The sequence below is a fragment of the Veillonella sp. CHU740 genome, assembly GCF_003992055.1.
GTDB lineage: Bacteria > Bacillota > Negativicutes > Veillonellales > Veillonellaceae > F0422.
Window position 1 is genome coordinate 23,744 of the sequence record NZ_RQVD01000016.1, and the last position, 6,824, is coordinate 30,567.

The 6,824-nt window shown below is 34.6% G+C and carries 4 protein-coding genes and 1 tRNA gene; 1 reads left to right on the forward strand and 4 read right to left on the reverse strand.

Annotation, left to right across the window (positions count from 1 at the left end; all coding sequences use genetic code 11):
- Nucleotides 1-192: 192 nt before the first annotated feature.
- Nucleotides 193-1,455, reverse strand: coding sequence for an ATP-binding protein (locus EO115_RS08045; protein WP_126938432.1), 1,263 nt, complete (start codon nucleotides 1,453-1,455; stop codon nucleotides 193-195).
- A gap of 399 nt (nucleotides 1,456-1,854) precedes the next feature.
- A complete protein-coding gene (locus EO115_RS08050; protein ID WP_126938433.1) occupies nucleotides 1,855-2,670 on the reverse strand; it encodes a MetQ/NlpA family ABC transporter substrate-binding protein in 816 nt (271 codons plus the stop codon).
- 292 nt (nucleotides 2,671-2,962) lie between these two features.
- On the opposite strand from EO115_RS08050, the gene EO115_RS08055 reads away from it, so the two are divergent.
- On the forward strand, nucleotides 2,963-4,246 hold the full coding sequence (locus EO115_RS08055; RefSeq protein ID WP_240628998.1) for a PepSY domain-containing protein: 1,284 nt from the start codon (nucleotides 2,963-2,965) through the stop codon (nucleotides 4,244-4,246).
- Between the two features lie 88 nt (nucleotides 4,247-4,334).
- Here EO115_RS08055 and EO115_RS08060 read toward each other — a convergent pair whose 3' ends face one another.
- Together EO115_RS08060 and EO115_RS08065 are read right to left on the reverse strand one after the other, a co-directional pair.
- Complete coding sequence (locus EO115_RS08060; RefSeq protein ID WP_126938435.1) at nucleotides 4,335-5,822, reverse strand: YadA-like family protein; 1,488 nt, start codon at nucleotides 5,820-5,822, stop codon at nucleotides 4,335-4,337.
- A gap of 227 nt (nucleotides 5,823-6,049) precedes the next feature.
- Nucleotides 6,050-6,126: transfer RNA gene (locus EO115_RS08065), tRNA-Arg, on the reverse strand.
- Between the last annotated feature and the right edge of the window lie 698 nt (nucleotides 6,127-6,824).

Below are 6,824 nucleotides of genomic sequence, written 5' to 3' on the forward strand. Positions count from 1 at the left end.
TATAATACGTATAGTATACCATAGACTAGCCATTTCCACTGTAACAATGGCTACACCCTTGCCATATCTGTGACTATAGGTGCTCCTTTTCTTAGTGAAAGTACTAAAAGATATATCCTATAGTATACCATATGTGCGCACAGTGTGTAACTATGTATTTTTAATTTAGCAAATCCCCTATTTCTTATCCAATTATGCCCTATATGTTACTGCATATTTTGTCTTTGGTCCCGATCCAATTTTGATGACATAACCGCCTGCAATTAATTCTTTCACAGCCTCTAATATATTACGCTTTCCATACCCTGTTAGTCTCGCTAATTCACTGGATGACAATTCTCCATCTTGTAATGCTTCATATATACGTTGCGCTGATGGACTCATACGTATTGTATCTTGAATAACCACTGGTAATATTATTTTTATAAAGTTTTCAGATATATCAAATACAGGTTGTCGTTTACAGTGTTTATAGGATGCAATAATACGTTGTACCCCCGTTCCAAACTGTTCTATTAATTGTAGTCTGAAAAATACATTTCCTATCACAGGGTTACGCAACATCGATACTTCTTTATATAAATAATCTTCTTTTGAAAGTTGGTCTAACAATCCGCCAGGTGATGTAATTTCAATACGATCATCATACATCGCCACTCGAATATGCGCAGATACATCCCAAGTTCTATGGATTAAAGCATTAGCTATAGCTTCACGAAATGCTTTTTCCGGTATGGTTTCCACCACAACTCGTTCTATCCCTTGTATCTCATCATATTGATAATTCTCACGATACACACGCACTGCTTCTTGATAGGTTTTTAAAATGGATTGCCTTGCAAAGGTATAACGATTCAAAATGATATCGATAGTAGCGCCGAAGCGAGCGATATCTATGCCATAAAATTCATTTACATCTGCCAACAATGCACCTGCATTTGTATACCCTATACTTTTATCTAACAATCCTAATGTAATTAAATTATCACGAGTTAACTGTTCTATACCTAACTTTTTTTGACATTCTTCTTCTAATATATGAAAGCTTAACCCTTGTTCATGAGAAGGAATGCGATCAAAAGTTGTATTCATTCCTTGCATCGTCAATCGCTTTAATTCAATTTGACCTACCTCAATTGTAGAACTGTCATTTCTGATATAGGCTTTACCCTTATATAAGTACGGCGTATCTTTTCCTTTTTCTACAATTAATGTAATTAATTTAGTATTATCATCTACATCAATAGTATATTTTGGTAATGGTTTTATAGCATCATTTATCTTATTTTCAATATCTAAACAAGCTTTCCTAGTATTCTCGATTCCCACATATCTTCCATCATCAGAAATACCAAATATAATTTTTCCGCTTCCATAGTTAGCAAAGGCTGATACTGTTTTTAAGAATGTATTTGTAATAGATTCTTTAAATTCTAATTCTCTATGTTCTTTCATTCTAATCACCTCAAACTAACTATATCATGATTACCCAATTGTTGCAACGATATACCTATCGTTACATAACTATTGAATGATAGACTATATAAGTATTGCATTATATATAATAAATAGCTTAATAATCATATTTAATACATATTAAAGTAGCATATATATCGTTTCAATTTTTCTGTTTTCTATGAAAAATAAACTTATTAATTCATTTTTTTGCAACAATAAGCCTATCGTTTCACAAACTTTGTAACGATAGAGTATATAACATTGATACAACGTAAAATAAACCGCTATACTATCGCATGTATAAGCACATGCAACAATACATCTATCGTTTCATTATCGTTGCAACGATACAAAAAAGAGGCCCACCACATGGGTAGACCTCTGTATGAGTACTGATTAATTTGCAGATGTAATGGTTCCTTTAAAAGTTTCTGCAATGAATTGTTTGATGGCCTCGGACTGATAAATCTCTGCAATTTTTTTGTAAGTTTCATTGTCTTTATCTTGTTCACGTGTAGCCAAGATCATCACTGCTAATGGCTCATCTTTTGGTTCTAAGTACAACCCTTTTTCACCTACGTTGATGCCTGCACTTTGTACATAATTCATTGGAATCGTCGCCAATGTCACATCATCTAAGCTACGAGGTAATTGTGCTGCCTCCAGTTCTTGGATTTTTAGGTTCTTAGGATTTTCCACAATGTCTGCCACTGTGGCTTTGAAGCCAACACCGTCTTTCAATTTGATAAGACCTGCTCGTTGTAACAAGGCTAAGGCACGTCCACCATTGGTTGGATCATTTGGAATCGCTACTGTATCACCATCTTTCACATCGATAGGAGATTTCGCTGTGTTGCTGTAAATACCCATTGGCATTAAAATCGTTTTACCGATTGGTACTAGTTTAGAATTGTTTTGCTTGTTAAAGTTCTCCAAGAACGGCACATGTTGGTACGCATTCAACTGAATATCTCCGTCTGCTAAAGCTTTATCTGGTGTTATATAGTCAGAAAATTCTACTACTTTTACTTGAATACCTTGTTTTTGTGCTTCCTTCGCTACCGCCTCAGCCACTTGTGCATGAGGACCTGCCGTAGCACCAATTTTAATTTCTTTCGGCGTATCCTGGGTTGTTGTAGATGTACCGCAGCCCGCAATGCCCAACGCCAAAATACCCACTAATAAGGGCGTAAATAGTGATTTTAATTTCATAGTTTTATCCTTTCATAACTACAGATAGTAGTAACAAAAAATTATATTTCAATTCTGAGTATACAGAATATCATAAGAATTTTCTCTTGCCCAATATAAATTTTATTACACTATTAATAGTTAAAAACTATAATTTATACATATTAAAACTTTTTTTCATAGTCACAAATAATTGAATTTCTAAAATATTTAAGTTATTATAATCATGTTTTTATATGAAAGGAGTAACTATATGTCAACTTTTTACAAATGGCATAAGAGAATATCTATCTTTTCTATTATATTTTTTCTTATGTTTTGCATTACCGGTTTATTATTATTATTTAGAAATGAATTAAATGCTTGGTCTTTAGGACAACCCTCTCATAGTACATCTACCATGACAATGAGTCCATCCTCATCCTCTATATTTGATGCTGCAGATGCGGGTGCTGCATTGGTAAAACAACAATATCCATCCAAAGATATTTTGAATATTTCTCCAACCATGAATGGATCTAACCTATTACGCTATAGAATTATTGATTCATCAGCCACATCTGCCCCACCTGCACGAATGGGTATGGGAGGAGACTATACCTTATATAACCCAAATTCTAATACCCTTGTTGAATCTCATCATGTCACCCCTGCGCATCCATGGGTACGAAGTACACTACACACAATTCATGAATTACATACTCGATTAGCCTTAGGAAAATTTGGTATTTATCTTGTAACTATTCTATCTATGATATGCTTCTTATCCATCCTTAGTGGTATCTTTTTATACGGCCCTTTCAGTTCCGCCTATAAACGAAGTACACAAACATCAAATCGATTACAAATCAGCGCTCTGCATCGTGAATTTTCTATGATTGCTTCTGTTTGGGGAATTATATTATCACTAACAGGTGTATGGGTTGGAGGTTTTTTTATTGTTAATGATTATTACACAACAAGTGTAGCCTCTATGGCAAAGCAAGAATTAGCTAATCATACATCCGAAATTTTATCTCCTTCTAAAGCGATTCAACGAATTCTATCAACCTATCCTAATCGTCAACTTATTTCTATGGATTATCCATCAAAATTTAACAATTATCACTATGCCTTTTATTTAGGTAGCCAAAATGATGACGATCCTGCCATGTTTTTAGGACAGCCTGTATATGCCAATTTATATAGTGATTCAACTCTCGATCAGTATGCAACAAAAGAAATTCCTTGGTATTTCACCGGAATGAAAACTATGATAAACTTACATATTCATAATCATAATTCCATGGCATTAAAAATATTATGGGCTATTTGGGATATTATCGTCATCATTGGTATGGTATTAGGCATTATCTTAACGATTATGAAACGATATCATATCCCTATGAAAACTACATCTATAAAATCCACCTTATCTCCTACTCATATTTGGAGAATTCCTGCTATATCTAGTGTATTAATTGCTTGTGGTTTAATCATTCCAATGTGGCCTAATTCTATGACAGAAACAATTGGTGCTATCTGCTTATTGATTCCTTTAGTACTCTTTATATACTCTTTATATCAGCACTATACTCGAATCAAAGAAACTCTATAATATATCTATAGTAATCTTTCTCATAGCCTTATGAAAAGAAAAATAGAGGTCATTGTTATGTTGTATAACTATGACCTCTATTGTTATGTTATTTTCCTTGCATCACCAATAACTGATTCACTTTTCGTTCTAACTCTGCATTTTTTTCTTCTAACTGCTGGATACGTATCTCATAATCGTTGGAAATCATAGGTTTCTTTTCATCTTTACCGATTCTGAAAGAAGCTCCTGCATTCCAAGATAGGGTATGCCCCGCAAGGCTAAGTCCAAAATTATAGAATCTATCTTTATTTGTATAATGACCTATTCCTAATGCCACACCTTTTGTGCCTTTAAATTGGCCTATACCTGCCATGACTTGTATTCGATCTGTCCCATCATATGGCAAAGCTTTTAAAGCACCTAAGGCAATGGCAGAGGCCCCTGCGATTTTTGCTGTATCATTTGCCTCTTCTGTCATGGCTTTCACCGTATGAACTTGGCTGACAATGCTTTCTGGTTTTGATCCCGTACCAGCATTCATTTTCTCGATTTCTTCAGGTGTATAGCCTAATGCATTTGTGATGGCTTTCAACTGTTTTACATTGACCGCATCTGTATCTTTGATACCCCCAGCTACATTGACGATTCTTCGTTTCATATCTGGAATATCTAACGTACCATTATCAAATTGCATCGTGTATCCCTCTGTACCCACAGAAACGACACCTTCTGCTGCTTTCACTTCATCCCCTATGAAAGCTGATGAACCGTCTATAGCAGCACCACGTCCTTCTGTAGAAGAATACACACCAATAGCTACACTATTCTTATCATTCACACGCGACCAAGTGCCTAGAGCCATACTACTATCTGCCTTAGAACCTATTTCTGAACGATTACCGATGGCTATACTATCTTCTGACAACGTAGTAGCATACCGGCCTAGAGCGATACTTCTTTTCTTAGCTGTCACCGCTTGGGACCCCATGGCAATGGACTCGTCTAACCAAGCTCGACTGGCTTTACCAATGGCAATAGAATCTGTTCCATTTGCCCGAATACCATTACCAATCCCTACGGCATCAAATCCATAGACTCTAGTGTCATTACCAATTGCCATCGATTGAAAGGCTACTTTTTCTTTATATTCCTTTGGAATACTTGGAGTATCTTTTTTATCTTTTGACTTATCTAATGGTTCATACTCATCCACATTCATTACATGTTCTGATTGATTCCCCACCTTTGTAGGCGTATCATGTGGTACCTCCCCTAATGATTCCTCATCTGTTAATTTACCCACATAGGAGCTAGTACCAATAACAATCCCTTGTTCTCCATTTTTTTCAATCGTTGCTCCATATCCTAAGGCAATCCCAAAATTAGCATCGATATTGTGATTATAGCCAATACCAATAGGCACACTTATCCGCTTATCTTTCGATCCAATCGTACCTTTACCAATGGATACACCACCAGCTGTATAAGCTGTACTTGTATCTCCATTCTTACCTAAATTTACTTCTTCTGCGAATACTGTTGACGTACACAATAAAGCAACCAATGTCGCTAGTACTATGTTCCTTCTCATCATTTTGCATGTTCTCCTTAGTATATAAATTATGTAATATTTTAATTTTATCACATATTGTTGTAATTCTGTAATATCAATGTCTCATAGTATGATCAATTAGTTGCCAGTTCCTCTAAGCAACTTACTAAAACTGAAGTATTTAGTTCTGCAAGGAGTTATATTGATAAACGAAATAACTTATACATAAAAAAGGAAGTTACCATGTCTTGTAACTTCCTTTTTATATCTGGTGCGCCCAGAGGGAATTGAACCCCCGACCTGCAGTTTAGGAAACTGTCGCTCTATCCTACTGAGCTATGAACGCAAGTATACATCTATTATAGTCTAACTATACTCTACCTAGCAATATAAAATCTGAAATAAGATTCGATATACATTATATATGCGTATATGTATATGTATGTGCATATCCACAATACAGAACATTTTTTCTAACCCATTAAGATTCAATAAAGCCTTATAGTACAAGGGTTATTCACTTTTTGTGTATAAGATGTGTATAACTATGGAGTTATTAACACTAAATACACAATATATTAACAATCTACTCACAACCTATACCCATAGTTATACACTGAGTTATCCACAATCAGGTGGATAACTGCTCTATATGTACGATAAAAGTATCTTTTTTGTTCTATTTTTACACTATATCCACTGTTATTGTCTATCTCCTCATGACATAGGTATATTATCTACTATACATCATACAATAGATAGACCTCTTTCATCCGTCATACCTAATACAGTATATAAATATTATCATAAGAATATACAAAAATGACGATATAAGGATGTAAAACTTTCATTACATATCGATACTATATGCATGAAGGTATCAAAAATAAAACTGAAACAAAAAAATTATTCAACACATATTATATATATAACTAATAAACAAAAGGGTCCCTAAGGACCCTTTTTAAGGCTCTTTGTCAAATGTGGGGGCTGCTCATATAAGAAGTTCTTAGCGCTAGCTATCTAAATAGCTAGCGCTATTCT